The sequence below is a fragment of the Cupriavidus sp. 05N40 genome (assembly GCF_056397305.1).
Window position 1 is genome coordinate 1 of the sequence record NZ_JBFTND010000188.1, and the last position, 26,744, is coordinate 26,744.

30 protein-coding genes and 2 pseudogenes are annotated in these 26,744 nt (G+C 63.9%); 21 read left to right on the plus strand and 11 right to left on the minus strand.

Features of this window, described 5'->3' with window-relative positions; genetic code table 11:
• Positions 1-117: pseudogene (locus AC1DO7_RS31865) on the minus strand (MarR family transcriptional regulator); the annotation flags it as partial.
• A gap of 201 nt (positions 118-318) precedes the next feature.
• Here AC1DO7_RS31865 and AC1DO7_RS31870 point away from each other — a divergent pair.
• From AC1DO7_RS31870 to AC1DO7_RS31900, 7 genes are all read left to right on the plus strand, one after another.
• Positions 319-594: a BufA1 family periplasmic bufferin-type metallophore gene (locus tag AC1DO7_RS31870; protein ID WP_441613841.1), complete on the plus strand. Its 276-nt coding sequence runs from the start codon at positions 319-321 to the stop codon at positions 592-594.
• A gap of 20 nt (positions 595-614) precedes the next feature.
• Complete coding sequence (locus tag AC1DO7_RS31875) at positions 615-1,097, plus strand: DoxX family protein (RefSeq protein WP_441613842.1); 483 nt, start codon at positions 615-617, stop codon at positions 1,095-1,097.
• 73 nt (positions 1,098-1,170) lie between these two features.
• Complete coding sequence (locus AC1DO7_RS31880; RefSeq protein WP_441613843.1) at positions 1,171-1,932, plus strand: alpha/beta hydrolase; 762 nt, start codon at positions 1,171-1,173, stop codon at positions 1,930-1,932.
• 81 nt (positions 1,933-2,013) lie between these two features.
• The gene (gene bufA2, locus AC1DO7_RS31885; protein WP_441613844.1) at positions 2,014-2,283 is read left to right on the plus strand and encodes a BufA2 family periplasmic bufferin-type metallophore; all 270 of its coding nucleotides are present in this window, start codon (positions 2,014-2,016) and stop codon (positions 2,281-2,283) included.
• A gap of 74 nt (positions 2,284-2,357) precedes the next feature.
• Positions 2,358-3,209, plus strand: coding sequence for an MNIO family bufferin maturase (bufB, locus tag AC1DO7_RS31890; RefSeq protein ID WP_441649756.1), 852 nt, complete (start codon positions 2,358-2,360; stop codon positions 3,207-3,209).
• Entirely contained in the window at positions 3,206-3,958 is a 753-nt protein-coding gene (locus AC1DO7_RS31895) for an HvfC/BufC family peptide modification chaperone (RefSeq protein WP_441649757.1), read from the plus strand. The genes bufB and AC1DO7_RS31895 overlap by 4 nt, the downstream gene beginning before the upstream one ends.
• Before the next feature lie 51 nt (positions 3,959-4,009).
• Positions 4,010-5,035 (plus strand): alpha/beta fold hydrolase, encoded by a 1,026-nt coding sequence (locus AC1DO7_RS31900; RefSeq protein ID WP_441649809.1) that lies wholly within the window; start codon positions 4,010-4,012, stop codon positions 5,033-5,035.
• A 3-nt stretch (positions 5,036-5,038) separates the two neighbouring features.
• Here AC1DO7_RS31900 and AC1DO7_RS31905 read toward each other — a convergent pair whose 3' ends face one another.
• Entirely contained in the window at positions 5,039-5,434 is a 396-nt protein-coding gene (locus AC1DO7_RS31905; protein WP_441613847.1) for a nuclear transport factor 2 family protein, read from the minus strand.
• Between the two features lie 230 nt (positions 5,435-5,664).
• On the opposite strand from AC1DO7_RS31905, the gene AC1DO7_RS31910 reads away from it, so the two are divergent.
• The 3 genes from AC1DO7_RS31910 (at position 5,665) to AC1DO7_RS31920 (ending at position 8,290) form a co-directional block, all read left to right on the plus strand.
• Entirely contained in the window at positions 5,665-5,871 is a 207-nt protein-coding gene (locus AC1DO7_RS31910; protein WP_441649758.1) for a hypothetical protein, read from the plus strand.
• A 37-nt stretch (positions 5,872-5,908) separates the two neighbouring features.
• Positions 5,909-6,796, plus strand: a complete 888-nt coding sequence (locus AC1DO7_RS31915; RefSeq protein WP_441649810.1) for a LysR family transcriptional regulator — start codon at positions 5,909-5,911, stop codon at positions 6,794-6,796.
• A gap of 531 nt (positions 6,797-7,327) precedes the next feature.
• Positions 7,328-8,290: a LysR family transcriptional regulator gene (locus AC1DO7_RS31920; RefSeq protein ID WP_477117000.1), complete on the plus strand. Its 963-nt coding sequence runs from the start codon at positions 7,328-7,330 to the stop codon at positions 8,288-8,290.
• A gap of 68 nt (positions 8,291-8,358) precedes the next feature.
• Here AC1DO7_RS31920 and AC1DO7_RS31925 read toward each other — a convergent pair whose 3' ends face one another.
• The 4 genes from AC1DO7_RS31925 to AC1DO7_RS31940 all read right to left on the minus strand — a co-directional run bounded on the left by AC1DO7_RS31925 (position 8,359) and on the right by AC1DO7_RS31940 (position 11,612).
• Positions 8,359-8,595, minus strand: coding sequence for a tautomerase family protein (locus AC1DO7_RS31925; RefSeq protein ID WP_441613850.1), 237 nt, complete (start codon positions 8,593-8,595; stop codon positions 8,359-8,361).
• Positions 8,596-8,666: 71 nt separating this feature from the next.
• Entirely contained in the window at positions 8,667-9,377 is a 711-nt protein-coding gene (locus tag AC1DO7_RS31930; RefSeq protein ID WP_441613851.1) for an SDR family NAD(P)-dependent oxidoreductase, read from the minus strand.
• A 271-nt stretch (positions 9,378-9,648) separates the two neighbouring features.
• On the minus strand, positions 9,649-10,491 hold the full coding sequence (locus AC1DO7_RS31935) for an oxidoreductase (protein WP_441613852.1): 843 nt from the start codon (positions 10,489-10,491) through the stop codon (positions 9,649-9,651).
• A gap of 176 nt (positions 10,492-10,667) precedes the next feature.
• Complete coding sequence (locus tag AC1DO7_RS31940) at positions 10,668-11,612, minus strand: LysR family transcriptional regulator (protein WP_441614067.1); 945 nt, start codon at positions 11,610-11,612, stop codon at positions 10,668-10,670.
• 107 nt (positions 11,613-11,719) lie between these two features.
• Between AC1DO7_RS31940 and AC1DO7_RS31945 the strand changes: the two genes are divergently transcribed.
• The 6 genes from AC1DO7_RS31945 to AC1DO7_RS31970 all read left to right on the plus strand — a co-directional run bounded on the left by AC1DO7_RS31945 (position 11,720) and on the right by AC1DO7_RS31970 (position 17,111).
• Positions 11,720-13,231 carry a CoA-acylating methylmalonate-semialdehyde dehydrogenase gene (locus AC1DO7_RS31945; RefSeq protein WP_441649760.1) on the plus strand — a complete coding sequence of 504 codons (1,512 nt, stop codon included), beginning with the start codon at positions 11,720-11,722 and terminating at the stop codon, positions 13,229-13,231.
• Between the two features lie 294 nt (positions 13,232-13,525).
• Positions 13,526-14,176 carry a DsbA family protein gene (locus tag AC1DO7_RS31950; RefSeq protein ID WP_441649761.1) on the plus strand — a complete coding sequence of 217 codons (651 nt, stop codon included), beginning with the start codon at positions 13,526-13,528 and terminating at the stop codon, positions 14,174-14,176.
• 292 nt (positions 14,177-14,468) lie between these two features.
• Entirely contained in the window at positions 14,469-15,701 is a 1,233-nt protein-coding gene (locus tag AC1DO7_RS31955) for an MmgE/PrpD family protein (RefSeq protein ID WP_477117004.1), read from the plus strand.
• A 25-nt stretch (positions 15,702-15,726) separates the two neighbouring features.
• Complete coding sequence (locus AC1DO7_RS31960) at positions 15,727-15,957, plus strand: tautomerase family protein (protein WP_441649763.1); 231 nt, start codon at positions 15,727-15,729, stop codon at positions 15,955-15,957.
• 20 nt (positions 15,958-15,977) lie between these two features.
• Positions 15,978-16,184: a tautomerase family protein gene (locus tag AC1DO7_RS31965; protein ID WP_441613857.1), complete on the plus strand. Its 207-nt coding sequence runs from the start codon at positions 15,978-15,980 to the stop codon at positions 16,182-16,184.
• Between the two features lie 426 nt (positions 16,185-16,610).
• Complete coding sequence (locus AC1DO7_RS31970; protein ID WP_441613858.1) at positions 16,611-17,111, plus strand: cupin domain-containing protein; 501 nt, start codon at positions 16,611-16,613, stop codon at positions 17,109-17,111.
• Between the two features lie 80 nt (positions 17,112-17,191).
• On the opposite strand, the gene AC1DO7_RS31975 is transcribed toward AC1DO7_RS31970, so the two are convergent.
• Complete coding sequence (locus AC1DO7_RS31975; RefSeq protein WP_441649764.1) at positions 17,192-17,875, minus strand: MOSC domain-containing protein; 684 nt, start codon at positions 17,873-17,875, stop codon at positions 17,192-17,194.
• Positions 17,876-18,296: 421 nt separating this feature from the next.
• On the opposite strand from AC1DO7_RS31975, the gene AC1DO7_RS31980 reads away from it, so the two are divergent.
• Positions 18,297-19,181: a LysR family transcriptional regulator gene (locus AC1DO7_RS31980; RefSeq protein ID WP_441649765.1), complete on the plus strand. Its 885-nt coding sequence runs from the start codon at positions 18,297-18,299 to the stop codon at positions 19,179-19,181.
• Between the two features lie 99 nt (positions 19,182-19,280).
• Here the strand turns inward: AC1DO7_RS31980 and AC1DO7_RS31985 are convergent, their stop codons facing one another.
• The 4 genes and pseudogenes from AC1DO7_RS31985 to AC1DO7_RS32000 form a co-directional block, all read right to left on the minus strand.
• The gene (locus AC1DO7_RS31985; RefSeq protein WP_477117001.1) at positions 19,281-20,264 is read right to left on the minus strand and encodes an NAD(P)H-dependent flavin oxidoreductase; all 984 of its coding nucleotides are present in this window, start codon (positions 20,262-20,264) and stop codon (positions 19,281-19,283) included.
• 2 nt (positions 20,265-20,266) lie between these two features.
• Entirely contained in the window at positions 20,267-20,821 is a 555-nt protein-coding gene (locus tag AC1DO7_RS31990) for a cytochrome b (RefSeq protein WP_441649767.1), read from the minus strand.
• Between the two features lie 123 nt (positions 20,822-20,944).
• Positions 20,945-22,397: pseudogene (locus AC1DO7_RS31995) on the minus strand (sodium:solute symporter family transporter).
• Entirely contained in the window at positions 22,394-22,708 is a 315-nt protein-coding gene (locus AC1DO7_RS32000; protein WP_441649769.1) for a DUF485 domain-containing protein, read from the minus strand. Before AC1DO7_RS32000 ends, AC1DO7_RS31995 begins: the two are co-directional and overlap by 4 nt.
• Positions 22,709-23,209: 501 nt before the next feature.
• On the opposite strand from AC1DO7_RS32000, the gene AC1DO7_RS32005 reads away from it, so the two are divergent.
• The 4 genes from AC1DO7_RS32005 to AC1DO7_RS32020 form a co-directional block, all read left to right on the plus strand.
• Entirely contained in the window at positions 23,210-24,415 is a 1,206-nt protein-coding gene (locus AC1DO7_RS32005) for an efflux RND transporter periplasmic adaptor subunit (protein WP_477117005.1), read from the plus strand.
• Between the two features lies 1 nt (position 24,416).
• Positions 24,417-25,109, plus strand: coding sequence for an ABC transporter ATP-binding protein (locus AC1DO7_RS32010; RefSeq protein WP_441649770.1), 693 nt, complete (start codon positions 24,417-24,419; stop codon positions 25,107-25,109).
• 39 nt (positions 25,110-25,148) lie between these two features.
• Complete coding sequence (locus AC1DO7_RS32015; protein ID WP_477117002.1) at positions 25,149-26,303, plus strand: ABC transporter permease; 1,155 nt, start codon at positions 25,149-25,151, stop codon at positions 26,301-26,303.
• 16 nt (positions 26,304-26,319) lie between these two features.
• A partial coding sequence (locus tag AC1DO7_RS32020) for an ABC transporter permease (RefSeq protein WP_477117003.1) occupies positions 26,320-26,744 on the plus strand: 425 nt, incomplete at its 3' end.

Sequence of the window (26,744 nt, forward strand, 5' to 3'; positions counted from 1 at the left end):
TGCCTGAAGAATGGGCTTGTAGGCTTTGCCGAAGGCGAGATTGGCCGAATAGATGGCGAAGCAGAGGAAGTCTGCCAGCCTGGGATTGCTGCGCGCGGGTTTGGTCTTGGGTTTCATCGGTGGTTTGTTTGTGTCGCTCTGTATCTGACTGTATCTGGACACATTATATATACATCGTATCCGATCTAATCGGGTTGACTAAATCCGGAAGACCTTCAATAATGCATCGGACGCGATTGAAACGGAACCGACTAAAGTGGCCGGCGCCGTCGAAGCGGTAGTCCCATGCCACCAAACGCCTTTGCCAAGGAGATCACCATGAAAAGCACACACGCCGTCCTTGCGGCCACCCTCGCCATTTCACTCAACGCCCTCGCGGGTGTCGCCCATGCCGCGGAGCCGGCCAAGGCCACGGAGAAGTGTTATGGCGTGTCACTCGCCGGCAAGAACGATTGCGCCGCCGGTGCGGGTACCAGCTGCGCGGGAACGTCCAAGGTCGACTACCAGGGCGATGCCTGGACCCTGGTGGACAAGGGTAGCTGCACGCAGATCAAGACGCCCAAGGGTCACGGTTCGCTGAAGGCGACAAAATGATTTCGCGCGCTGGCCAAAGAATGGCATCACCGGTGGGTCAGAGCGCCCCGGCGGCAAGCGGGACAGTGGGCGCCGCGCTGCAGCGTCTGCTTCCGCCAGCCTTGCTGCTGCTGCTTGCACGAGCCGGCATCGCTTCGGTCTTCTTCCTCTCGGGGCGAACCAAGGTGGACGGCTTCCTGGCGATCAAGGCGACGACCTACAGCCTGTTCGCATCGGAATATGCGTTGCCACTGGTGCCGCCCGAGCTGGCCGCGCAGCTGGCAACATGGTCTGAACACCTGTTCCCGATCCTGCTGGTCCTGGGTTTGCTCACGCGAACGGCGGCCGCCGCGCTGCTGGGCATGACGGCGGTCATCGAGATCTTCGTCTACCCCGACGCATGGCCGACGCACCTCAGCTGGGCGGGCTTGCTCCTGCCGCTGATCGCGCAGGGCGGGGGCGCCTGGTCGCTCGACCACGTCTTGCGACGCGCTCGCCCGCTCTCCCGCGCGCGTGCGGCCTAGCGTCACTGCCCGTTCCAATACCCATTGTTCATTCACGTAAAAAAAGGCAGGCCTGGCCTGCTGGAGAACTTCAATGCGATTCATCCCGACACTCGCCATCGCCCTGGCCGCGGCAATCCCGTCGCTCGCCCCGGCGGCGACGCCGCCCGCGCCTCAGGGTGCGAAAAACATCGTCCTCGTCCACGGCGCCTTCGTCGATGGATCGGGCTGGCGCGTGGTCCACGACATCCTGATCCACAAGGGCTACAAGGTCAGTGTGGTGCAGCTTCCCCACACCACGCTCAGTGAAGACGTCGCTGCCACGCGCGATATCGTCGACGAGCAGGAGGGGCCCGTCGTGCTGGTCGGCCACAGCTACGGCGGCTCGGTCATCACGATCGCCGGCGCGCGCTCGAAGGTGAAGGCCCTGGTCTATGTCGCCGCCCTGGAACCGGACGTCGGCGAAAGCGTGGCCCAGCTCGCGGCATCCATGCCGGCAGCGAGCGCCAGTGTCCGCCCGACCCGCGATGGGCACCTGTTCTTCGATCCCGCCAGGTTCGGCACCGATTTCGCCGGCGACCTGACGTCGAACCGGACCGATTTCATGGCCGCCTCGCAAGTGCCGGTGACGACCGCGGCCTTTGCCGCCGGCGCATGGACGGCAGCATGGCACGACAAGCCCAGCTACGGCATCGTGGCCACGGAAGACCGCGCGCTGAACCCGGACCTCCAGCGCTGGATGTACAAGCGCGCCGGCGCGAAGGTGACCGAGATCAAGGCTAGCCATGCTGTCTACATCTCGCAGCCCGAGGCTGTCGCGCAGGTGATCGAGGAAGCTGCGCGCGACGTCAAGTAAGCGAGCGGGCGGCACGCAGCGCCCCTCCGCATTTCCATCCCGACCAAAACCTTTTTCCTACCCCAACCCCGGAGAAACACCATGAACATCACCAAGAAATCCTGTGCCAGCATCGCCACCGCCGCAGCGCTGGTCGCGCTCGCGTCCTTCTCGATCGCCAGCCCGGCGCATGCCGCCGGCAAGGAGGAGCCCGGCCGCTGCTACGGGGTCAATACCTGCAAGGGAACCAGCCTGTGCGCGACGGCCAAGAACGATTGCAAGGGCCTGAACGATTGCAAGGGCAAGGGCGTCCTGGTGAAGCCCAAGTCGGAATGCCTCAAGGCAGGCGGCACGCTGACCGAGCCGAAGTGATCGCCCGGCCGGCCCGGTACGGGATGTGCCCGCCGGGCCGGCCGCGTCTTACCCACGTCATCTGAGTACGCGCCATGCTCGCTCCAAGTCCGACCTTCCCAGGCTATGGCCTCGGCCTGCGCAAGGAACACTACCGTGAATTCCTCGAAACGGATGTCCCGGTCGATTTCGTCGAGGTCATCTCCGAGAACTTCATGGTCGCCGGGGGCCAGCCCCGGCATATCCTGCGCGAGATACGCGCGCGATATCACGTCGCGATGCACGGCGTCTCCATGTCTGTCGGCTCCGCGGACGGGCTTGACCGCGACTATCTCCTGCGCCTGAAGGCACTGGTCGACGAGATCGAGCCGCTCTACGTATCCGATCACCTGAGCTGGTCGCGCATCGGCCGCTTCAATTCGCATGACTTGCTGCCGGTTCCTTACACGGAGGAAGCACTGGACATCGTCTGCGCCAACATCGGCATGGCGCAGGACGTGCTCGGTCGCGCCATGTTGTTCGAGAATCCGTCCAGCTACCTTGCCTTCCAGGGCGCTGCCATGACCGAGTGGGAATTCCTCGCTGCCATGTGCAAGCGGACCGGCTGCGATCTGCTGCTGGACGTCAACAATGTCTTTGTCAGCGCGTCGAATCATGGATTCGATGCCCACGCCTTCCTCGACGGCATTCCCGCCGGGCGCGTGCGCCAGGTTCACCTTGCCGGGCACAGCCAGGGCCGCGACATGCTGATCGATACCCATGACAGCCCCGTGTGCGAGCCGGTATGGCAACTCTACGCCAGGGCAATGTCGCGTCTCGGGCCCGTCGCGACCATGATCGAGCGGGACGACGACATTCCGCCGCTCTCCGAATTGCTGGGCGAACTAGCGTTCGCACGCGCCATCGGCGCCGGCGAGACAAGTGCCATCGCGCGGGAGGCCGCATGAACCTGGCCGAACTGCAGCGCGATTTCCGCGCGTGGCTGGTGACGGCATCGCCCGATGCGGCACGCCGGCTGGAACCCGGCGGCGAGGCGGGTGTGGCCGTCTACCAGAACAACTACCGCGCCCAGCTCGTGGGCTGCCTCGAATCGTCGTTCCCGCTGGTGCATGAATGGATGGGAGAGGATTTGTTCCTGGCCGCTGCCATCGCCCATATCGACCTTCATCCCCCGCACGCCTGGACGCTCGACGCCTATGCCGACGGCTTTGGCCAGACGCTGGCCGCACAGTATCCGGACAACCCCGATCTCCATGAACTCGCATGGATCGAGCATGCCTTGTCCCAGGCCTTTGTCTCACGCGACGCGGCGCCGCTGGCGATGGCGTCCATGGCGGATGTCGACTGGGACACCGCGCATCTGCGTCTTGCGCCGTCCCTCGCGGTCCGCGTCGCCACGACCAACGCGGAGCGGATCTGGACCGCGCTGAGCGAGGGCGAGTCGCCGCCCGAGGGCGAGATGCTGGCGGCGCCAGCAGGGCTGATCGTCTGGCGTCGGCAATTCACTTGCTACCTGCGCCAGGTCGATGCCATAGAGCGCGACGCACTGATCAGCTTGCAGGCCAGCGGCAGCTTTGCCGCGCTCTGCACCCACCTGGTCGAGCGCCTCGGCGACAGCGAAGGCATCGCCAGGGCTGGCGCGCTGCTCGCCGGCTGGCTCGGCAGCGATCTCATCGCCAGCATTGAAGCGGACTGAGTCGTTCGCTCGCCATCCAACCCTGAGGAATCACACATCGTGTCGAAGAATATCTTGTCCCGCCGGCAGTTCTTGCTGTCGGGCGCTGCCGGCGTCGCGGGCGCCACGCTGCTTGCCGGCAAGCCGGCGCTGGCCGCACCCGCCGCCGCGCGGGGCGCTTCCCTGCGCAGCCTGCCCGTTCGCCAGGTGCGCACGGAGTGGCTTGATATCGGCTATCACGAGGCAGGCCCCGCAGGCGGCCGCCCCGTGGTCCTGCTTCATGGCTTCCCGTATGACATCCACAGCTACGTGGAGGTGGCGCCGATGCTGGCGGCGCGCGGCTATCGCGTGATCGTCCCCCATCTGCGGGGCCATGGCACGACGCGCTTCCTGGACCCCGCCACGCCGCGCGCGGGCCAGCAAGCCGCCATCGGCCAGGACGTAATCGCCCTGATGGACGCGCTGCACATTCCGGAAGCGGTGCTCGCGGGTTACGACTGGGGTGGCCGTGCTGCCTGTGTCGCGGCGGCGCTGCGGCCGTCGCGCTGCGTCGGGCTGGTTTCGGTCAACAGCTATCTTATCCAGGATATCGCCAAGGCGGCCGTGCCATTGCCCGCGCAGGTCGAACGGGGGCTCTGGTACCAGTATTACTTCCAGACCGAACGCGGGCGCGCGGGTCTCGAGGCGAACCGTCGCGATATCGCCCGCATCCTGTGGAAGAACAACTCGCCGACATGGCACTTCGACGAAGCCACGTTCCAGCGGGCGGCCCGGGCTTTCGACAATCCGGACTACGTCGAGGTCGTGATCCACTCCTACCGGCACCGGCTCGGTCTTGCTCCTGGCTATCCGCTATACGACGAAGCGGAGAAAAAGCTCGCGGCGACACCGCCGATCTCCGTGCCGGCCATTACGCTGGACGGCACGGCGGATGGCGTCGTGCCGGCGACCGACGGTCAGGCAACGGCGGCCCGCTTCACGGGCCCGCGCATCCACCGCCAGATTCCCGCGGTTGGCCACAATCTGCCGCAAGAGGCGCCCGACGCGTTCGCGGATGCGGTCAGCGAACTCGTGCGGAGTGGCAAATGGCGTACGTGATCATCAACCTTCTTCGTGGTGCGTGTACAGCTTGTTGGCGATCAGCCAGTTGCCGTCGACCTTCAGCAGCGAAAGGAAGTTGTAGTAGTCGAATCCGAACATCCTGACGCGAACCTTGGCGCTGGCCATGGCGCCGAGCACGTCGATGGAGAGGATCGACATGCGGTATGGCTCGCCTTGCGAGGCCGGGCTTGCTCGTCCTGCTACCGCGGCCAGGTAGGCGGCCACGGTCCTGTGGGTGGCCTCGCCATTCACATGGCCGAACACCGCGGCCGCGGGGTGGAAGGTCGAGCCAAGGCATGTCGCATTGCCGTCGTAGATGGCGTCAAGATACACGTACAGCAGTTTCAGGATAGCCTGGTGATCCCCGTCTATCTCTGGAAAATCGTATTTGCTCATGGTAGTTGCTCCGCTGACCGTTTGCGCAACGGAGCACCGTGCCCGGCAAGCTCATGCCGCGGTATCCGGTGCTTCCGTACTGGATCGCAATGTAGGGGCTTTTGGCCACGCGATAAACCACCACGGGGAAACATCAGTTAGTACATGATGTAATGGCTCCGACGGCGTGGCCCCGCGCGAAGACGCAAGCAGTGCCCGGCGTTCCCGCGAGACCGCAAGGAACAGGGAACATGGAACAAGGCGGCACGGTATTGATTCCGCTTGCGCAACGCCGTTTTTCCACGACATCGGTTGACTATCTCACCCCCGGCGATGAAGACTTGATGCGCGTGCATCCTGAATTGGTGCGAGGCGACCGCGGACTATCCTTCGCCATCGATCGCATGCGTCGGCAAGCCCGGATGTGGCCAGGCCTTCCTGGCAGCGGCGATTCATGAGGCGGCGGCCCGCCGTCCGAATTGGAAAGGTATGAAGATGGATGTGACCGATCTCAGGGTATTCGAAGCCGTCGCCCGCCTCGGCAGCATGAACCAGGCGGCCGCCGAGCTGCACACCGTCCAGTCCAACGTGACGGCACGCATCAGGGCGCTGGAGCGGGAGCTTGGCGTGCCGCTGTTCAGCCGGCATGTGCGCGGCGTGAGCCTCACTCCTGCGGGGCAAAGAATGCTCCCGTATGCCGGGCGCATCGCCAGGCTCGTCGCAGATGCGAGGCTGGCCGCGACTGACGAGGGCGCCCCGGGAGGGGACCTGGTGCTCGGGACGCTCGAGACGACGGCGGCGCTGCGCCTTTCCCCCATTCTCACCAGCTTCGCGCGTATGTACCCGCAGGTGCGGATGTCGCTCACGACCGGCACCAGTTGCAGCCTGGCCACCGATGTCGCCGACTGCAAGCTCGACGGCGCCTTTATCGCCGGCCCGCTCGATCATCCCGATCTGCACGGTGAGGCGATCTTCCATGAGGAACTGGTCGTCGTGACGGCGCGCACCGTTTCCTCGCTCGGCGCCCTGGCGGCCATCCCGAGCCTCAAGACCATCGTCTTCCGGCAGGGATGCTCGTACCGCCAGCGGCTCGACGCACTGCTCGCCGAGATGGGGATCCTGGTAGCGACGCCCCTGGAGTTCGGGTCGCTGGATGCCATCATCGCGTGCGTCGGGGCCGGCATTGGCATCACCCTGCTGCCGAGGAGCGTCGTCGCGGGCGCGGCGCGCCAGGCGCTGGTCGCGCTCCACGAGGTCGCCCCGGAGCACAGGGATGTCGAGACCCTGTTCATTCGCCGGCACGACGCCTATGTCTCCAACGCCATGCGGGCCTTCGTCGAGGTGTCCCGGGGCGAGTTCCAGTCCCTGAAGGCGGCGGCATGAAGACAGCCGCGGCTTAGTGCGTGCCGGCCCGGGCAGAGGACCGGCACGCGCGAGGTGCATTCTGGCTTGTGACGAGCAACTCTCCCGGTGCCGTTGCGGAGTTGCGCCAGCTCGCCCGGGGCGTCGCCATGCGCTGCAAGGCGCATCTTGCCGAGGGCGGAGTCCCGTTGTCCGTGTGCCCGAGCCGGATCGCGCCCGACACTGGCAGGTGTGAGCGGGCCGGCGCCGGGGCGGCCGGTCGCAGGGATGGGTATCTGTTTTCCCGATACCCCTATCGCTACAAACCGCGCGTGTGACCCGGAAACACGGCTAAGCTTGTTTCCACGCACGACAGAAACGGTGTCCTTGCGAAGCCAATCCGAAAAAGAAGACGATCCGAGCAAGACGGCCATGCCGTGTGTGCCCTGAGCCTTGCTTCGGGTCCGGTCTTCCGCTCCGGCTCCCATGCCCCCGTTGTTCTGTTGTTCTGTTGTTCCGTTGCTGCCAGGCAGCGCACCAATTTCGTCTGGAGTCACCATGGATCAGCTGTATATGCTGCGCGCATTCGTTGCCGCCGCGCAGCATCAGAGTTTCAGCAAGGCGGCGGAGTCGCTTGGCGTCACGACTGGTACGATTTCAAAGGCGATTGCGAAGCTCGAAGCCAGCATCCAGACCAGGTTGCTCCACAGGACGACCCGGTCGGTGAAGCTGGCCGACGTCGCGCAGCCCTACTACCTCAGCTGCGTGCGGCTGCTGGAGGAATTCGATGAGGCGAACCGGCGCATCAGCCAGGAGCGCGAGGTCGATAGTGGCAGGATCCGGCTGGTGATCCATCCGATGTTTGCCGGCTGCACGCTTGCGCGCCTCCTGTCCGGCTACCGGGCGACCGCGCCTGACGTCAACCTGATGATTTCCGTGCAGGACAGGCCGGTGAACCTGTACGACGGCCATTTCGACATAGCCGTGCTGCCGGCGCGGCTGGTGGATCAACCGGCCGTGATCAGGCGCACACTGTGGAGTACGTCGCGGGTCTTGGTGGCGGCGCCGGCCTACCTGAGCCAGAACGGTGTGCCGCGGCAGGCATCGGACCTGGCGAGTCACTTTCTCCTGGTGGAGCCCGGTTCCAGGCAGAAGAACACGAGTTTTCTCGAATTGCTGGAGGACGGGCGGCGCGTGAGCGTGCTGCCGCGATCCTCCATGGACGGCGACGACGTGTTCCTGCGCTTCGCCGCGCTGGGCGGCACCGGCATCGCCACCTTGCCCGAAGCGATGGTCGCGGAGGACGTCGCCACGGGGCGGCTTGAGCGCGTGCTGCCGGGGTGCTCTGGCCCGGATGCCACCGAGGAGCTCTGTCTCTTCTATGCGCACCGCGAACTGATGCCGCTGCGCCTGCGCACGTTTATCGATTTCTGCACGCAGTTCGTCCATGCTGACCGGCCTTCGGCGCTTGCCGACGAGGGCWCGCCGCGCCGGCCCGTTTCAGGCGCCGACGCTGGCTTGCGTGTCGCTGCCTGAGCGTCGCCTGCCGCCCATGCGGATTCGTGACGCGGTCAGAGGCACGGCKCAGAGCGAAGCGTGGCGCTTTATGAGGATGGCTTTGCGTGCTGGCGACGATAGGCGTCGACCGGCAGCCCTCCCCAGCCCCAGTTTTCGGTTTCGACTTCCTGGATGACGACGAAAGTCGCGTCGAGCGGCTTGTTCAGGACGTCGCGCAGCAGTTCGCTGACGCCTTTGATCAGCAGCGCCTTCTCATCGGCGGTCACGGCTTGCGCGCCCGGCTTCGTTCCTTCACGCGTTACCTGGATCGTAACGATCGGCATTGTGTACTCCCGGTTTCGTGGGCAAGTCAGGGGTAAGGCAGGGCGCCGCCAGGCGGCGCCCGCGTGTCCTATCAGTGACCGGCGCTTTGGCCGCCGTCGACGTGGAGGATCTCGCCCGTCACAAACTTGGCCGACTCCAGGTACAGGATGGCCTGCACGATGTCTGCCGTCTCACCCATGTGTCCGACGGGGTGCAGGCTACCCAGCGCCGCGTGGGTTTCCGGCGCGTGCATGGGCGTCTTGATGATGCCGGGGGATACGGCGTTCACGCGGATGCCGGTCTTTGCATACTCGATGGCGAGCGACTTGGTGGCGGAGTTCAGGCCACCCTTGGTCAGGGATGCCAGCACCGAGGGCACGCCGCTGATGGCGTGGTCCACGAGGCTCGTGGTGATGCTCACGACGTGGCCGCCGCCGACCTTCTCCATCTCGGCGATGGCAAGCTGGGTGATGAAGAAGAAGCCGTTGAGGTTGACGCCGAGTGCCGCTGCGTAGTCCTCGGCGGTATAGCTGGTGAACGGCTTGGCCAGGAAGATGCCCGCATTGTTGACCAGCGAGTCGATGCGGCCGAAGCGGGCCACGCCTTCCGCGATCACGCGCTTGGCGGTCGCCGGGTCGCTGATGTCGCCGGCGACTGCGAGGATGCCCTCGTCGCTCGTCGGCTTGATCGAACGCGCAGTGGCGACCACGAGATAGCCTTGCTCGCGGAATGCCTTGACCACTTCAGCGCCGATACCTTGGGATGCACCGGTGACAACGACGACTTTCTGTTGATTGCTCATGATGATGATCTCGAAAAGGTTAGCTCGGTTGTCCCCGCCGAAATTGGCGGTACCGATAGGTAGTAAATTTAGGCGACCGGGCTGCGGATGCGAAGGCACACGGTGGACAAACAGTCTTGCGCAGCGTGAACAAGTGAAGGGTGCCTCGCCGCGGCCGGGCGCACGCCAAGGAATGCGCATCCGGCTTCACGCGAGGGGAGTGTGTGCACCGCGCCGCCGCCGCCGGTCAAGGCGGGATCCGGGTCGCCGCCATGCTCCGAACGGCTGTCGACTACGAGAAATCCGTGGAATTCGACACGGATTCCCAGGTGTCGATTTCTTCGGCCAGCGCTGCCAGCTTGCCCCGCACGAGGCTGAGTGCATCGGCGCCCAGCAACAGATGAACGGGCGCGTCGTCCCGGCCCACCAGGTCGAGCAGGATGCGCGCGGCCCTTGCGGGATCGCCGGCCTGCTTCCCGCTCTTCTGCCGGCGGGCGCGGCGAATGGGCTCGAATACCGCGTCATAGTCGGCAATGCTCCGGTCGGTCCGTACCATTGAGCGGCCTGCCCAATCCGTCCGGAATGAACCAGGAGCGACCGACGTCACCTTGATGCCAAGGCCGGCGACTTCCCTGGCCAGCGATTCGGAGATGCCTTCGAGCGCGAACTTGCTTCCGCAGTAGTACGGAACGCCGGGAAGCCCGGCAAAGCCCGCCATCGAGGTGATATTGAAGATGTGGCCGGTCCGCCTGGCCCGCATGGACGGCAGGATGGCCTTGATCATTGCCACCGCGCCGAAGACGTTGACCTCGAACTGGCGCACCAGCGCTTCGAGGGACGATTCTTCCAGCGTGCCTTCATGACCGTAGCCAGCGTTGTTCACCAGGACGTCCACCGGCCCGACACGCTCGACAGCGCCCTGGATCGCCGGGCCGATGGCATCGAGATCGGTGAGATCGAGGACAAGCGCATCGGCATGCCCCGGAGCCAGCTTCCTGAACGCCACTCTATCGGCCTCATTCCTGACGGTGCCGATGACAGTGCTGCCGTCGGCGAGCGCGGCCTGCGATATCGCGCGGCCGAAGCCTGAACTCACGCCGGTGACAAGGAATACTCGAGTGGCAGACCTGCTCATGCTTTTCCAGCTTCGCGATCGTTAGACCGGAGCCCGTACAGAACGAGTAAACGGTGGACTRTACCGCTGGCCGCGTTGGCGAGGCGCGAGCGAATCGGAAAATATCCTTTGCGTGGCGGGAAACAATAATGCAGGCGCGAATGGACGAGGCGGGCGCCGCAAGATGCCAATGCAGCTTACTGGACGGGAAACCCGTCAGCGAACGTCTCGCGAAGATACGTGACGAACAGTGCGACCGCGCGCGGCACGTGGGGCGTGTAAGGTCGCACGACATAGAGCTGGTCGGCAAAGGCACCGACCGGACGCCAGTCCGGCAGTATGACCACGAGCTTGCCGGCCCGGATTGCCGCCTGTGCAGTGAAGTCAGGCAGGAGGGCAATGCCCATGTCGTCGAGCGCGGCGTCGCGCAGCGCTTCGCTGTTATTGGCCGAGAACGGTCCGTTCACCGTGACCGTGACCGGCCCGGGGCTCGGCTTGCGCGCCGCCTTTCGCTCGAAAGACCAGATCCCGGCGCCGAGGGCGCGGGGGTAGAACAGGCAGTCGTGCGAGGAGAGGTCCGCCGGCGCCTTCGGCAGGCCCCGCAGCTTGATGTACGCGCGCGTCGCGGCGATCACGGAGCGCGTTTCACACAGCTTCCATGCGACATGCGTTTCAGGCGCTTGCGCACTGTGCCGGATGGCCAGATCGAATCCTTCGGTGGCGATCGAGCTGAGCCGGTCGGACACTTCGAGTTGCACGCGGACTTCGGGATTGGCACGCAGGAAAGCCGACATCCGCGGCACCAGCTGTTGTCGGACGAACGCCACCGGTGCCGTCACGCGGATCAATCCGCGCGCCACGCCCGCCATTTCCCTGACCGTGGCGAAGCTCGTCGCAATGTGCTCGTATTCCCCGCGCGTGTCTTCGACAAGCCGCTGCCCGGCTTCGGTGAAGCGCACGCTGCGTGTGGTGCGCTGAACCAGCGCGACGCCCGCCGCCCGTTCCAGTTCGGCGATGCGCTGGCTCATTGCCGCCTTGCTGACGCCGAGGCGTGCCGCGGCTGCGGTGTAGCTGCCCTGTTCGGCAAGGACCGTCAACCAGTGCAAATGGGTCCAGAGGCTTTCGACCGTTCGGGTATCCATGTTTTTATTGTTCATTAATGAAAACAATCAATTCAATGTTAGCACCTTTGCACACGTGCGGCACCTTCCTAAACTCCGTCCATACCAACCAATGTTGAGGAGTCGAGATGCAAGCGTTTAACGACACGGCCGATGTGACACATTTCATACACGGTGAGCCGGCTCGCGGTTCGGGTGCGCGTACCCAGGCCATCTTCAATCCGGCGACAGGCGAGCGTCCGCGCAAGCTGCTGCTGGGCGAGACTGCCGATGTCGACGCTGCGGTGGCAAGTGCGAAGGCGGCCTTTCCGAAGTGGAGCAATACGCCGCCGATCCGCCGTGCCCGCATCATGCTGCGTTTCCTCGAACTGATGAACAAGCACCGCGATGAACTCGCCGCGATCATCACGGCAGAACATGGCAAGGTTTTCTCCGATGCGCAAGGCGAGGTCGCGCGCGGTATCGATGTCATCGAGTTCGCCTGCGGCATTCCGCAATTGCTCAAGGGCGACTACACCGAGCAGGTCTCGACGGGAATGGACAACTGGACGGTGCGCCAGGCACTGGGTGTCGTGGCAGGCATCACGCCGTTCAACTTCCCGTGCATGGTGCCTTGCTGGATGTTCCCGGTTGCGATCGCCGCCGGCAATGCGTTCATCCTGAAGCCGAGCGAACGCGACCCGTCCGCGTCGTTGTTCATGGCGAGGTTGCTGAAGGAAGCGGGCCTGCCCGATGGCATTTTCAATGTGGTGCAGGGCGACAAGGTGGTCGTCGATGCGCTGCTGGCCCATCCCGACGTGAAGGCGGTCAGCTTCGTCGGCTCGACGCCCATTGCCAACTATATCTACGAGACCGGCGCGAGGCACGGCAAGCGCGTGCAGGCACTCGGCGGCGCGAAGAACCATATGGTCGTCATGCCGGATGCGGACATCGAACAGGCTGTCGACGCGCTGGTCGGGGCTGGATACGGCTCCGCCGGCGAACGTTGCATGGCGATCTCGGTCGCTGTCCTGGTGGGCGATATCGCCGACAAGATCATCCCGCGGCTGGCCGAGCGCGCGCGCAACCTGGTCGTGAAGAACGGCATGGAGGCCGACGCCGAAATGGGCCCGATCGTCACGCGGCAGGCGCTCGAGCGCATCGAGGGATATATTGCCCTGGGCGTCGACGAAGGCGCGACGCTGGTGGTGGACGGTCGCGGTCTCCAGGTCAAGGGACACGAGGATGGCTTCTTCACCGGCGGCACGCTGTTCGACAACGTCACGCCGGAGATGCGCATCTACAAGGAAGAGATCTTCGGGCCGGTCCTCGCGTGCGTGCGCGTCAAGGACTTCACCGAAGCCGTGGACCTGGTCAATGCGCACGAGTTCGGCAACGGCGTCGCATGCTATACGCGGGATGGCCATGTGGCACGTGAATTCGGCCGTCGCATCGAGGTGGGCATGGTCGGCATCAACGTACCCATTCCGGTCCCGATGGCCTGGCATGGCTTCGGCGGCTGGAAGCGCAGCCTGTTCGGCGACACGCACGCATACGGCGAAGAAGGCGTTCGCTTCTATACGAAGCAGAAGTCCATCATGCAGCGCTGGCCGGAAAGCACCGACAAGGGTGCCGAATTCGCGATGCCGACGGCCAAGTAAGCGGTCCCGGCCGCCTGTCTGCAGTCAGGGGCAGCGAGGCGCCGCGCGCGGAGCATGCGCGCACGGCGCCTCTTTTGCGTTGCCTGGGACGCCCCGCCATGGTCGGGTCGCTGCGGAACATCGGGCCGGCCTCGCTCTGGTTACGCAGCGTAACAACTGAATTGCGGCTGGCGCTGTTGGTGCCGGTGTGGTTCGGTCCTATATTCAGTTCCGGTGCCGCAGCCCCGGGGCGTTGCGGCCGATGGGCCGCGAAGTGCCCATCCCCGTTCAAACGCGATCCACTGGAAACAGACCATGAAACTGATATTTGTTGGCGACCCGATGTGCTCCTGGTGCTACGGCTTTGGCAAGGAGATGACCACCATCGTCGAAAGCATGCCCGACCTTGACGTGCATATTGTCCTGGGCGCCATGGGGGCCGGATCGACGCAGGTGCTCGATGACGCCGGCAAGCAGTTCCGCCTGTCGCACTGGGCACGCGTGGAACAGATGAGCGGCGCCGAGTTCAACCGCGAGGCGCTGCTCGCGCGCAAGGACTTCGTCTACGACACCGAGCCGGTCTGCCGCGCCGTGGCCACCGCTCGCCTGGTCGAACCTTCGGTGGACCTGCTGACGGTCTTCCAGGCATTTCAGCGTGCGTTCTATGTCGACGGGCTCGACACCACGGACGGCAATGTCCTGGCAGAGATCGGCGCACGCGCACTGACGGCCGCCGGCTACCCGACGAGCGCCGATGCCTTCCATAGCGCCTGGGCGTCGGAGGAGGCAGTGCAGGCGGCGCGGGCGGATTTCGCGCTGACACGCAGGTGGGGGGTCTCGGGATTCCCGACGCTGCTCGTTGAAGCCGACGGAAAGTTGCGCCAGCTCAGCTCGGGCTACCTCCCCGCGGCCAAAGTCCAGCAAGCGCTGCTGAGCCTCGCGAACGGCGGGAGCCGCTTGCACTGATCGGGGTGCGGCCGGCTTGTCGTCAGGAAACGCCGCACCGGCTCCCTGCCGCACTGGCATGGACGCCAGCATTGATCCGCGGAGCGGGCATTGTGGAAATCGCGGCGCTTTCCTGGCGCCTGAGGGCGGTGGCTATCTGCTTCGATGATTGCCGCTATCAAAACAATTCGTTTCGGGCGCCGCAATCGATCACCTAATATCAGTTGCAATGCAACTGCGCGAAGCGAGATGAAATATCGGGAGCGCAAGACGTTGCGGAAGTAGCGGATGGAAATTCGCATGAATTGAAATCATCCAACAGGCAACTGTCAAGAATGACCGCACCGACCACCGTCCAGCGCATTGCGAGGCAGCGCTATACAACTCGGGCCTGGTTCGTTACGTCGATCTGCTGGACAGCTATATGTCTCCCGGCGGGCTCTGTCATCCAAGCGATAATTTCGGCGCGGTGCTCGCGGCGGCCGAGCATGCGCGCGCAAGTGGCGAGGCGTTCATGCTCGCGCTGGCGGTAGCGTATGAAATCCAGTGCCGCATCACGGCGATCGTCCCCGTGATGGCGAAGGGCTTCAACCATGCCATTCAGCTCGCGGTTTCGGCGGCGGCCGCGTCCGGCAGGTTGTTCGGCCTCGACGCGGACCAGCTCGCCCATGCGATAGCGATCGCCACGGTAGACAACATCTCGCTGACCTGCGTTCACTCCGAACCGGTCTCGCAATGGAAGGGATTTTCGCCGGGCATCACCGGGATGCGCGCGGTGTACGCGGCGTCGCTTGCGAAGCGCGGCTTCACCGGCCCGCTGCGGTTGTTCGAAGGGCCGAACGGACTGGTCCGCATGTTCGACCAGCCAATCGATGTCGAATGGGAGGATCAGCGGCTGGAGATCATTTTCCAGACGGTGATGAAGAAGTACTGCTCGCTGATTCACGGGCAACCGGTGCTTGAGGTGACGCTCGCCCTCAAGCGCGCGAACGATGTGAAAAGCGAGGAGGTCGAGGAAGTGGTGTGCGACATCTTCCAGACCGGCTTCGACATCGCGGGTGGTGGCGGCTTCGGCCCGAAGGATGATCCGCGGACCAAGGAGCAGGCGGACTACAACCTCAAGTATCTTATCGCGGCCGCTATGCTCGATGACCAGGTCGGACCTGCCCAGCTGGAGCCGGGCCGAGTGCAGGCGGACGATGCGCAGGCCCTGCTGAAGCGGGTCGTCGTGCGTCCCGACCCCGCATTCACCGCCCGTTACCCCAGTGCCTTGAACACCAGGGTCACGATCCGGTGCAAGGACGGAAGGGTGTTCTCCGCCGAGCACGTCGGCTTTGAAGGCGGGCTCGACAACCCGCTCAGCTGGGACCGCACGGTCGAGAAATTCCATTGGCTCAGCGAGCAATACGCTGATGAAACGCTTCGAGGCCGGATCATCGATCTGGTCTCTGCACTGGATGCGCACTCGGTTGCTGAGCTGATGCAGCTCATGACGAGGGTAAGTCCGGTACCGAAGTTCCCGGCGAAGCACCCGGGAATCCAGTGACGACAGAGGCCTATAGGAGACCCGGATGGCCCTCATTTCTTGTGACATGCGATTTGGCAGAACCGATGAGCAGAAGCGGCAGCTCGCGGCCGGACTGCTGCGGGTGGTCAGCGAAGCGACCGGCGAGACGAAGGACGACATCTTCTTCGTGATCCGGGAAGGCCGCGGGATCAATTTCGTCGAGCATGGCGAGCACCTGCCGGACTATGTCGAAGGCGCGGCCAACGACAAGGACCTGGTCAGCCGCCTGAAATAACATCATTCCCGGAGATAACCGTGCCATTTATCGAATGCCACATCAATGCCGGCCTGACGCAGGAGCGTCGTGCGAGGCTGATCAGAGACATCATCCAGGTGACGCATGACTCGATCGGCTCGGATCCGAAGATCATCAACGTGATCTTGCACGAGCATCGGGCCGAGAACATCAGCATCTCGAGCCGGATCAACGGCGAGGATTTTACAGCTCGGACCAGGGATTGACACTTTCCCGCCTGCTGGATTGCCAGCCAGGTCGAGACGACTAACGCCCGGGGGAGTGTGGCCGGGCGTTTTCAATTGCCGGGAGTCACGCAGCCGTTCCTCCACGCATGCGTGATCGCGCTTTGGATCGCGCTCGCGATGGCCGCGGCGGGTGCGGCGGCTTTGCAACGCTGCCCGGCGGCGAAGCCCGGCAGGCCGCGCGGGCCGGCGCGRTGACGCGATGACGGATGGCATCTTTTACACGGTGTACCAACTCTTGTTAGCGCCCTGATGTGTACCGGAATCCATGCAGGAAATATATTGGTCACGTCGATCGGCGCGATCCCGGCGAGAACGAACCCGAAGGCGGGCGGTTCCGGGGCCTTCACGTCGAGGCAGTCGCGGCCCATTGCCGAGCGGCCGCTCACGGAGAAAGGAGTATCTGGTATGCGAAAGATTCTGACCAATGTCGCGGGCATCGTCTGTGCCGTGTCGTGCCTGATCACCGGGCACGCCGCCTTTGCCGGGGGGCTTTCGCCGAAGCAGGTCGGCTCCATTCAGCAGGAAGACATCCAGTGGTCGTCCTTCGCCGCTTTCCCGCGGCGTGCGCAGCTGTCCGTGCTGGTCGGCGATCCGGGCAAGCCCGGTCCCTACGTGGTTCGCGTAAAGGTGCCGGGCGGCGTGAAGCTCATGCCGCATGTTCATCCCGAGGACCGGGTCTATACCGTGATCGCGGGGGTGTTCTACATTGGCATCGGTAATGAGTTCGACCCGCAGAAACTGACGGCCTATCCGCCCGGCAGTGTCGTGGTGCTGCCAGGGGGCACGCCGCACTTCCATTGGGCGAGGTCGGGAGAGTACATCACCCAGGTCAGCGGCACCGGGCCGCTCGGGCTGGAATACCTCGATCCGAACGACGATCCCCGGCACAAGCCGGAGGCGCCTTGAGATCCGCATGCGGCTGCCGGGCGCCAGTCGGGCGGAGGGGCATGGCGTAGTCCATCAGGACGGTGCGCCCGGCCGGCACCTCACAATCCGGGGTGTCGTTGGCGGATCCACCGTACCCGGTCGTTCAGGCGCACCTTCCAGCTATTGGCGAGTCCCGGAACGGCGATGAGGGCCAGCATGTCGTCGATGCCAGGCCGGCTGGACGACTGGACGCGCCAGAATTCATCTATCGAGAACCGTTCTGTTTCGCGCTCGATCAGCTCTAACTTGTCGCCCGGTCCAATGATCCCACTGCCGATCACTCGGTAATACCAACCGGTCATGCGCTCCTGCGCGACCACGAGAGACATGCCGTCCGCATTGAAGCGGTGATTTATCTTCCAGCATGGGCTTCGCGGCTGGGACACTTGCAGGACCGTTCCGCCCATCCTGAAGACATCACCGATATGTACGTTCCGCTCCGTGAGCCCGTTCGTTGATATGTTCTCGCCGAGGCTGCCGGGGACAAGGATGCCCGCACAATCGGGAAAGCATTCCGCCAGGCGCCGGTAGTTCTCGGCGGCGAAATGATGGACGGCCTTTTCGGGGCCACCGTGAACCCTCGGATCCGCATGTTCGTCACCTTCGATGCCATCGACGGACACCTTGGCCTCGCCGCGGATCCGTCTCTTGAAGATTCCGCTTCGATGGCCCTCTTCGCCAAGGATGCCAATGCCGCCGGCAAAAATCCCTTCGACTTCGGCGCTAATACCCGGATCTTGCATCAACTTCACCTTTGCAGAAATGTGTGAACTCGCCGGCTAACGGGGCAAGTGGCGCGACAAGCGGCGACTAGCGGCGACCGGCGGCGGGGCAGGAGGATCTTGCGCGCGCCGTAGTGAAATGACCGCGGTGAAATAGAAGAGGGAGCTTATTTCCGTTCATGAAAAAATGCTTCATTCCTTTCATGTGAACCAGGGACGGGAATTTATAAGGACTGCATTCCATTTGCCTTTGGTAACAGCCCGATCACTTGTCTGAAATGGCATTGACGTGACGTTGTAAAAGACATCCGCACCGGGAAAAACGAATAATTTCACTTAAGCTTCGCGGTGGATAGCTGAAGTATAATTTAGGCGCTGCATCGCTACATCTGATTTCCAAGAATTCTAGCCATCATAAAATGTAATATCTGGAGTCGATAACATGGAGCTGCGCCAGCTAAGGATGTTTTGCGCGGCAGCGGAAGAAGGTAGCTTCACTGCTGCTGCGGAGAAAGTGCATTGCGTCCAGTCGAATGTGACAATGCGGGTGAAGGATCTCGAACAGGAACTCAGGCAGCCTCTGTTCATTCGCCAGAAGAGCGGCATCACGCTCACTTCGGCGGGAGAGACCTTCCTCGGATACGCGCAGCGCATTCTTCAGCTGGCCGACGAGAGCCGGAGTGTCTTGCTGGATACGTCGACGCCGACCGGGATATTGCGGCTGGGATCGATGGAGACCACCGCGGCGGTCAGGCTGCCAAAGGTACTGGCCGGCTATCGGGAAAAGTATCCGCAGGTCCAGCTCTCGCTCATCACCGGCACGACCGTGGAGCTCATCAAGGCAGTGGAGAGTCACCGGCTTGACGGGGCGTTCGTCGGTGGGTTCCACCAGAACGCGGTATTGCACCAGGAGGGAATCTTCAAGGAGGAGCTCGTCCTCGTCAGCAGCAGGAAGTATCGGACGCTGGCAAGCCTTACGAAGGACATGGCTCAGCAGACGGTCCTCGTTTTCCGCACGGGTTGCTTCTATCGTTCCACCCTGGAGCAATGGCTTTATCAGGCCGGACTCATTCCGGGACAGATACTGGAACTGGGCACGCTCGACGGGATCATCTCGTGCGTGACGGCAGGGATGGGTGTGACGATACTTCCCCGCGCCGTCGTGGAAAATCAAGGCTCGCGGGAGCTGATCCGCTGTCACAAGCTTCCGTCCGAATTCTCGCGCGTGGCGACCGTGTTCGTCCGCAGGAAGGATACCTTCGAGACGTCGGCCGTCCGTGCCATGGTCGATATGGCGCACGAGCAATTCGAATCCATCGGGGAGTAGTCCGTGTGGACTTCCCGTGTCCGGCCCCGGGCCCCGATCGGGGGGCCTGGACATCTCAAGGCCGGATATCCAGGCCCCCCGGAACTGCCCGGCGCCGGCTCAGGCCGTCTCGTGAGTGCCGTGGAGCGCCGGCAGGGCGTCTGCGGGCAACCAGGGGGAGAAGCCCTCGACCAGCTCGGCAACGCGTTGGCGGGCGGGGACGATGCCATCGATCTTCCCGACGCCCTGGCCTGCGTATAGCGACAGCTTTTCCGCCATTTCGGGCTTGTCGATGAYGCGCGCTCCGCCACCTACATATTTCACGAGGTTCCATTTCTTGCGGTTGGGAATCACCCTGTGCGGGGTGCCGAATTTCCAGCCGAACGAGTATCCGGTCCGATATTCGGTATCGTCCACCGTGGCCGCCACGATCTTCTGCTTGTAGAGGTCATGCGCAAGGGATTCATCGCTTGCCACGAAAGCGGTGCCAACCCAGACTCCCGAAGCGCCAACTTCAATCACGGCCCGCACGTCGGCACGGTTCGTAATGCCGCCCGCGGCCAGGACGGGGCGTCCCTTCGAGATGGCGACGATGGCAGGGACCAGCGACATCACGCCGATCGTTCCCTGGTTGAGGTGTCCGCCACCCTCGGCCCCCTGGGCGACGATGATGTCCGCCCCCTGCGCGATCGCCTCCCTGGCAAGACTCAGCGTTCCGACCTGGACGATGACCGTGATTCCCGCATTCTTCGCCCGTGGAATCATCTCGTGGAAGCTGCCGTAGAAGAGCGAAAGTACCCGCGGTCTTTCTTCCAGCACAACGCGGAACTGCGCTTCGAATACATCCGGGCCACCGAAGGACGGGACGAGATTCACGCCGAATGGCTTGTCTGTCAGTTCCCGCGTCTCGCGAATCCACTTTCTCAGGGCCAGGGGTGGCAGGCGCAGCCCGCCGAGGTGTCCCAGGCCGCCGGCATTGGACACCGCCGCCGTCAGCGCCGGCCCGGAAATGCCGGCCATGCCTGCCTGGAATACCGGATATTCGATGCCGCACAATGTTGTTGCTGGATTCTTCGACATGATGATTTGGCTTTCGTGCTTCATGATCAGAGCTCCACGTTCTTGCCCAGCATTCGCTTCAGCGTGTCGTTCCTGAGAACGAAGTGATGTTTGACGGCGCCAAAGATATGAAGGGCCAGTCCGGCGAGAAACGCGTACACGCCAACCTTGTGAAGCAGCTTCGCGACGTACGCCACCTCGGCATTCGGTCCCATCAGGGCGGGGAGCACGATGCCGCCGGGCAGCGTGATGACTTCGCCTGCCGCAGACATGGCCAGCCATCCGTCCAATGGCAAGAGAACGGTCGCGAGAGCCAGGCCAACCGCCACGGACCTGCCGATGATGACTTCGATCGGATTCGGCGACCCGAGCGGGAGGGGGTGATAGGAAGTGAGTCTCGCCCACAGGCGATAGATGGAAACGACGAGGACGAGCACCCCTACGCCGCCATGCACCCGGAGGATTTCGGCCTTCTCCGGGCCGTTCTCCAGCTGGCTGGCGGAAAGGCCAAGCCAGACCATCAGCGCGACGGCGGCCGCGATCAGCCAATGAATGAAAATCGTAATGCGGGAAAACCTTAGGCCGGTGTCTTTGTACTGCATTTTCAGCTCCAGAAATTCCTAGGCGTGGGCCTGCATGAAAGGGAAACTGATTCCGCCTTCAATGATCGTGAAATGGCCAGGCAGGTGGACCTGGCCGATACCTTGCCGAGCGGAGGAGCGTGGCTAGTGGCTGACGGCCCGGGACGCCCCGATTCCGGTCTGGGCCCGGACGAACTGACCTTCGTAGTCCTTGCGCTCCTGGCGGCCGCGGGCGCTCCGGTCCGTGACGGATCCGAGCCAGGTGACGAGGAAGGCCACGTTCGTCGAAATGATCGCGGGATAGTCGTAGGGGAAGATCGCCGTCTTGTACCCAAGTACCTTCACCCAGACCGCCGGCGACAGGATCACGAGCCCCACTGAACAGAGGATCCCCGCCACGCTGCCGATCAATGCGCCGCGCGTGGTCAGGCCTTTCCAGTAGATGGAGAGCACCAGGATCGGGAAATTCACGGATGCGGCAACGCCGAAGGTCAGGGCGACGAGAAAGGCGATGTTCTGGTCCTTGAAGAGAATTCCCAGGCCAACGGCGACGACACCGATGCACACCGAGGCAACCCTGGACACCCGCATCTCGCGCGCCGGGTCCGCCCGGTTCTTCATGATTACCCTGGCGTACAGATCATGGGAGATAGTGGACGATCCGGCCATGGTGAGACCGGCGACAACGGCCAGGATGGTCGCGAAGGCTACCGCTGACAGGAATCCGAGGAACACGTCGCCGCCGAGGGCCTTGGCCAGATGCATGACGGGCATGTTTCCGCCGCCGATGAGCTTGCCGCCGATGTCCCCTCCGACGAAGAAGGCAGGGTCTTTGCCGACGATGACGATGGCGGATAGTCCAAGGATTGGCCAGCAGGAAATCAATCGAGAAATTGAATTTCCACAATGCAAGGATTGCCAGAAGCGTTCCGCCGGCCAGGAGAAGGACTGCCTTGATGATCTGTACCCAGGTGGTCGCGACCATGCCCCCGAACGTGACGTAGATCATCATCAGCAGGCCCACGCCGATGACGACATAGTTGTAGTCCAGGCCAAAGAGAAGTTGGATGAGTTGTCCGGCGCCGACCATTTGCACGACCAGGTAGAAGCAAACGACGGTGAGGGACCCGATCGACATGGATATTCGTATCGTGTTCTGGTCCAGCCGGTACGCTGCGATGTCGGATATGGTGACCTTGCCAAGGTTCCTGATTTTCTCCGCGAACAGGAACAGAAGCAGTGGCCAGGCGACGAAGAAGCTGATGGAGTAGATAAAGCCATCGTAGCCGCTGGAAAAGATCATGCTGCTGATCCCGAGCAGGGCGGCCGCCGACATATAGTCGCCCGCCAGGGCCAGTCCGTTCTGGAATCCGGAGATGCCGCCGCCAGCGGTGTAGAAGGTGTCCAGCGATTTCGTCTTGGATGCGRCCCAGTACGTTATTCCGAGGGTGGCGACCACGAATGCCAGGAACATGAGAATGGCGACGGTATTGATCGGCTGCGCCTCTATGTTTTGCAGCGCTCCCGGGGCCGCGTAGGATGGCATTGCGAGCGGGCAAGACAAGAAAATGAACGCTGCCTTTAGCTTCGGTTTCATTTTTCAGCCCCGAGTGCCAGTCTTTCCGTGAGTCGGTCAAAGTCGACGTTGGCCTGCCGGACATAGAATCCCGTCAGTAGCCAGCTTCCCAGGATAAGCATCGCGCCAACGACCCAGCCGATCGTGATATTGCTTTGCCCGGAAAGCCGCGATGCAAGCGAACCCGGGCTTAGTGCGGCAACCAGGATAAAGATGCAGTAAGGGACGATCGTCACCGCGGAAAGAAGAATTGTGAGCCGCCTGCGTCTGCTGACGAGCTCCTTGAACACGGGATTGCTTTGAATCCCGGCATAGCCGATCCGTTCTGTCATGTCTCCTCCAATTATTTGAATTTCTTTATTGGCCGGTGCCGCTCGACGCCTGCCTGATCGATCAAGTCGATCGCCGGGCAAGCGGCCTGGCTGTCCGCTCAAATGGCCTGGGGAATGGACCCGAGAGCGTGTGCACTAAAGTTATGCGCCGGGTCGAATCATGTACAACGATAATTTTTGATGGTATCCATCACTATCAGTGAGGCATCAGGCGGCGTGCATGAATGGCGAGCCTCGACCTGGCGGCCCTGCGTCGTCGGGGATACCTGACGCCGGCATCTCCGCGGGCGCGTGGAAGGACGATGCCGGCCGCCCGCCAGGTCCGGGCCGCCGTATCTCCGTCGTGTCGCTGCCGATGTGGCATTGCAAGCACTGTCCGGGCGCGGCACTATACTGGGGACCTGTCTGCCGCAGCACATGCGGGCGGGGCGCTTCGCCGGGGCGTGCGCCTTGCAAGGCGCTCCGGAACACGCTCTGGTTTTCTGGGAAAGGTCCGAAAAATTGGCTGATCACGATCTGGCAAGGCTGAAAATCGACCGCGGCTCGCTCGCGCCGGCGCCGCGGCGCCGGCGCTGGGTGCCTTACGCTGCCATTGCGCTGGTCATCGCCGCCGTGGCCGGCATTGCCGTCCGGCTGACTGCCCCGCAGGCCGTGGAAACGGCGACCGTCACTTCGRCCTACCCGTCGCAGAACTACACCATGCTCAACGCGACGGGCTATGTGGTGCCGCAGCGCAAGGCGGCGGTCGGCTCGAAGGCGCAAGGCCGGCTCGAATGGCTCGGCGTGCTGGAAGGCTCCCGGGTGAAGCAGGACGAGATCATTGCCCGGATCGAGAGCAGGGACGTCGAGGCCTCCCTGGCCCAGGCGTCGGCCCAGGTGGGCGTGGCGCAGGCCAATTTCGAGCTGCAGGTCGCCGAGTTGAAGGATGCGGAAACCAGCTTGCGCCGTTCCGAGACCCTGCTCGTGCCACAGGCGATTTCCACGGCGCAGTACGAGGCCGACCTGGCGCGCTACAACAAGGCCAGGGCATCGGTCGGCAGCGCCCGCGCCGCCATTGCCTCGGCGCAGGCCAATGCCCGTGTCGCCCAGGTCGCGGTGAACCAGACCGTGATCCGCGCGCCCTTCGATGGCGTGGTTCTGATCAAGCATGCCAATGTCGGGGACAACATCACACCGTTCTCGTCCGCGTCCGACACCAAGGGTGCCGTCGTGACCATCGCCGACATGGAGACCCTTGAAGTCGAAGCGGACGTGGCGGAGTCCAATATCGGCAAGATCAGCGTGGACCAGCCCTGCGAACTCCAGCTCGACGCGCTGCCCGCGCTGAGGATGGAGGGCCGGGTCTCGCGCATCGTGCCCACCGTGGACCGGTCGAAGGCGACCGTGCTGGTCAAGGTGCGTTTCGTTGACCGCGACGCGCGCGTGCTGCCCGACATGAGCGCCAAGATCGCGTTCCTGTCGAAGCCGGTATCGCCGCAGGACCGGCAGCCCCTGGTTGCGGTGCAACCGGGCGCGATCGTCGAGCGTGGCGGCAGGAAGGTGGCCTTCGTGGTGAAGGACGGCATGGTGCGCGAAGTCGCGGTCACCACGGGCGCCAGGCTGGGGGATCTCGTCGCGGTCGGCGGCGTGGCTCCGGGCGACGTGCTGGTGCTGGCTCCCGGGGACAAGATCCGGGACGGCGCCAAGGTCACCGTGGCGAAGAAGTAACGTGAACACCGCGCCGCTCGTCGCCATCCGCCACGTCGCCAAATCGTACCGGCGCGGCGCGCAGACCGTACCGGTCCTGACCGACATCACCCTCGACATCGGCGAGGGCGAATTCATCGCATTGATGGGGCCGTCCGGCTCGGGCAAGAGCACGTTGCTGAACCTGATTGCCGGCATCGACCGGCCGGACAGCGGCGAGCTGCTGGTCGCCGGGCTCGACATCACGCGGCTTGCGGAAGCAACGCTGGCCGACTGGCGCGCGGCCAACGTGGGTTTCATCTTCCAGTTCTATAACCTGATGCCCGTGCTCACCGCCTACGAGAACGTGGAGTTGCCGCTGATGCTGACGCGCCTCACGCGCGCGGAGCGGCGCGCGCGGGTCGGGCTGGTGCTCGAGATGGTCAACCTGGCCGACCGCATGAGCCACTATCCTTCCGAACTGTCCGGGGGCCAGCAGCAGCGCGTCGCCATCGCCCGCGCGCTGATCACCGACCCGATGCTGATCGTGGCCGACGAGCCTACCGGCGACCTGGACCGCGCCTCCGCCGCGGAGATCCTGTCGATGATGCAGCGGCTCAACGCGGAGCTCGGCAAGACCATCATCATGGTCACGCACGATGCGCACGCCGCCGGCGCGGCGAAGTCGCTGGTGCACCTGGAGAAGGGGGAACTCAGCCATGGGAAGGCTGCTTGAACGGCGTTGCGGGCATTGCGGGCATTGCGGACGTATGCCATGTACGTGCTGAAGCTGATCGTCAGGAACGCGCTGCGGCACAAGCTGCGCACCACGCTGACCGTGGTGGGGCTGGTGGTGGCGGTGCTGGCCTTCGGGCTGTTGCGCACGGTGGTCGACGCCTGGTACGCGGGCGCCGCGGCGGCATCCAATGCGCGGCTGGTGACCCGCAACGCCATCTCGCTGGTGTTCGCCTTGCCACTGAGCTATGAGAACCGTATCCGTGGTGTCGACGGGGTCACGCTGGTGGCCCGTTCCAACTGGTTCGGGGGCGTCTACCGCGATCCCAAGAACTTCTTTGCGCAGTTCGCGGTTTCCGACAACTATCTCGACCTGTACCCGGAGTTCGTCGTGCCGCCGCAGCAGCGCRCCGACTACCAGCGCGACCGCAAGGGCGCCCTGGTCGGGCGCCAGCTCGCGGACCAGTTCGGGTTCAAGGTGGGCGACGTCATCCCGATCAAAGGCACCATCTATCCCGGCACCTGGGAGTTCGTCGTGCGCGGCATCCTCGACGGCCGCGACGAGAGCACCATCACGCGCCAGATGGTGTTCCACTGGGAATACCTGAACGAGACCGTGCGCAAGCGCTCGCCCCGGCAGGCGGACCAGGTCGGCGTCTTTGTCATCGGCGTGGCGAACCCGGACAATGCCGCGGCGATCTCGCGCGGCGTGGATGGCGTCTTCAAGAACTCCCTTGCCGAGACGCTCACCGAGACCGAGCAGGCATTCCAGCTCGGCTTCGTGGCCATGTCCAACCAGATCATCGCGGCGATCCGCGTCGTCTCCTACGTGGTGATCGTGATCATCATGGCGGTGATGGCCAACTCCATGGCCATGAGCGCGCGCGAGCGCACCGTCGAGTACGCAACGCTCAAGGCGCTCGGTTTCGGGCCCGGGTTCCTGGCGCTGCTCGTGTTCGGTGAATCGATCGCCATCGGGATCGTGGGCGGCGGCATTGGCATGCTCGCCACGTCGCCCGTCGCGAGCCTGTTCAAGCAGGCAGTGGGCGGTGTGTTTCCCGTCTTCAGCGTGTCGGGCGAGACGTTCCGGCTGCAGGCGGCATGCGCGCTGGTGATCGGGGTCGCCGCCGGCATCGTGCCGGCCGTGCAGGCGGCGCGCGTGCGCATCGTCGAAGGCCTGCGGGCCATCGGCTAGCGGATCCGGGGCAGCCATGGCGATTCCGCTTTCCTATATCGCGCGCAACCTGTGGGCACGCCGGCTCACCACGTCGCTCACGGCCGGCGGGCTGGCGCTGGTGGTGTTCGTATTCGCCACCATGCTGATGCTCGACGCGGGCCTCAAGAAGACACTCGTGACCACCGGCGAGCAAGACAACGTGGTGGTGATCCGCAAGGGCGCCGAAACCGAKGTGCAAAGCGGCATCTCGCGCGACCRGGCCAGCATCATGGAGATGCATCCGGCGGTGGCGATGGGCGGTGGCGGACGGCCCCTGGTGTCCAAGGAAGCCGTGGTGCTCATCTCGCTCACCAAGACCAGTTCGGAGCGGCCGTCTAACGTGGTGATTCGCGGCGTGTCGCCAGCGGGCCTGGATCTGCGCCCGCAGGTAAGACTGGTGGCGGGGCGCATGTTCCGGTC

What these genes read in the sequence shown, in the direction of transcription:
- AC1DO7_RS31870 (WP_441613841.1), top strand. Translation starts at nt 319, where the DNA reads ATGAAAAGCACACACGCCGTCCTTGCGGCCACCCTCGCCATTTCACTC.
- AC1DO7_RS31875 (WP_441613842.1), top strand. Translation starts at nt 615, where the DNA reads ATGGCATCACCGGTGGGTCAGAGCGCCCCGGCGGCAAGCGGGACAGTG.
- AC1DO7_RS31880 (WP_441613843.1), top strand. Translation starts at nt 1,171, where the DNA reads ATGCGATTCATCCCGACACTCGCCATCGCCCTGGCCGCGGCAATCCCG.
- bufA2 (WP_441613844.1), top strand. Translation starts at nt 2,014, where the DNA reads ATGAACATCACCAAGAAATCCTGTGCCAGCATCGCCACCGCCGCAGCG.
- bufB (WP_441649756.1), top strand. Translation starts at nt 2,358, where the DNA reads ATGCTCGCTCCAAGTCCGACCTTCCCAGGCTATGGCCTCGGCCTGCGC.
- AC1DO7_RS31895 (WP_441649757.1), top strand. Translation starts at nt 3,206, where the DNA reads ATGAACCTGGCCGAACTGCAGCGCGATTTCCGCGCGTGGCTGGTGACG.
- AC1DO7_RS31905 (WP_441613847.1), bottom strand. Translation starts at nt 5,434, where the DNA reads ATGAGCAAATACGATTTTCCAGAGATAGACGGGGATCACCAGGCTATC.
- AC1DO7_RS31910 (WP_441649758.1), top strand. Translation starts at nt 5,665, where the DNA reads ATGGAACAAGGCGGCACGGTATTGATTCCGCTTGCGCAACGCCGTTTT.
- AC1DO7_RS31915 (WP_441649810.1), top strand. Translation starts at nt 5,909, where the DNA reads ATGGATGTGACCGATCTCAGGGTATTCGAAGCCGTCGCCCGCCTCGGC.
- AC1DO7_RS31925 (WP_441613850.1), bottom strand. Translation starts at nt 8,595, where the DNA reads ATGCCGATCGTTACGATCCAGGTAACGCGTGAAGGAACGAAGCCGGGC.
- AC1DO7_RS31930 (WP_441613851.1), bottom strand. Translation starts at nt 9,377, where the DNA reads ATGAGCAATCAACAGAAAGTCGTCGTTGTCACCGGTGCATCCCAAGGT.
- AC1DO7_RS31935 (WP_441613852.1), bottom strand. Translation starts at nt 10,491, where the DNA reads ATGAGCAGGTCTGCCACTCGAGTATTCCTTGTCACCGGCGTGAGTTCA.
- AC1DO7_RS31940 (WP_441614067.1), bottom strand. Translation starts at nt 11,612, where the DNA reads ATGGATACCCGAACGGTCGAAAGCCTCTGGACCCATTTGCACTGGTTG.
- AC1DO7_RS31945 (WP_441649760.1), top strand. Translation starts at nt 11,720, where the DNA reads ATGCAAGCGTTTAACGACACGGCCGATGTGACACATTTCATACACGGT.
- AC1DO7_RS31950 (WP_441649761.1), top strand. Translation starts at nt 13,526, where the DNA reads ATGAAACTGATATTTGTTGGCGACCCGATGTGCTCCTGGTGCTACGGC.
- AC1DO7_RS31960 (WP_441649763.1), top strand. Translation starts at nt 15,727, where the DNA reads ATGGCCCTCATTTCTTGTGACATGCGATTTGGCAGAACCGATGAGCAG.
- AC1DO7_RS31970 (WP_441613858.1), top strand. Translation starts at nt 16,611, where the DNA reads ATGCGAAAGATTCTGACCAATGTCGCGGGCATCGTCTGTGCCGTGTCG.
- AC1DO7_RS31975 (WP_441649764.1), bottom strand. Translation starts at nt 17,875, where the DNA reads ATGCAAGATCCGGGTATTAGCGCCGAAGTCGAAGGGATTTTTGCCGGC.
- AC1DO7_RS31980 (WP_441649765.1), top strand. Translation starts at nt 18,297, where the DNA reads ATGGAGCTGCGCCAGCTAAGGATGTTTTGCGCGGCAGCGGAAGAAGGT.
- AC1DO7_RS31990 (WP_441649767.1), bottom strand. Translation starts at nt 20,821, where the DNA reads ATGCAGTACAAAGACACCGGCCTAAGGTTTTCCCGCATTACGATTTTC.
- AC1DO7_RS32000 (WP_441649769.1), bottom strand. Translation starts at nt 22,708, where the DNA reads ATGACAGAACGGATCGGCTATGCCGGGATTCAAAGCAATCCCGTGTTC.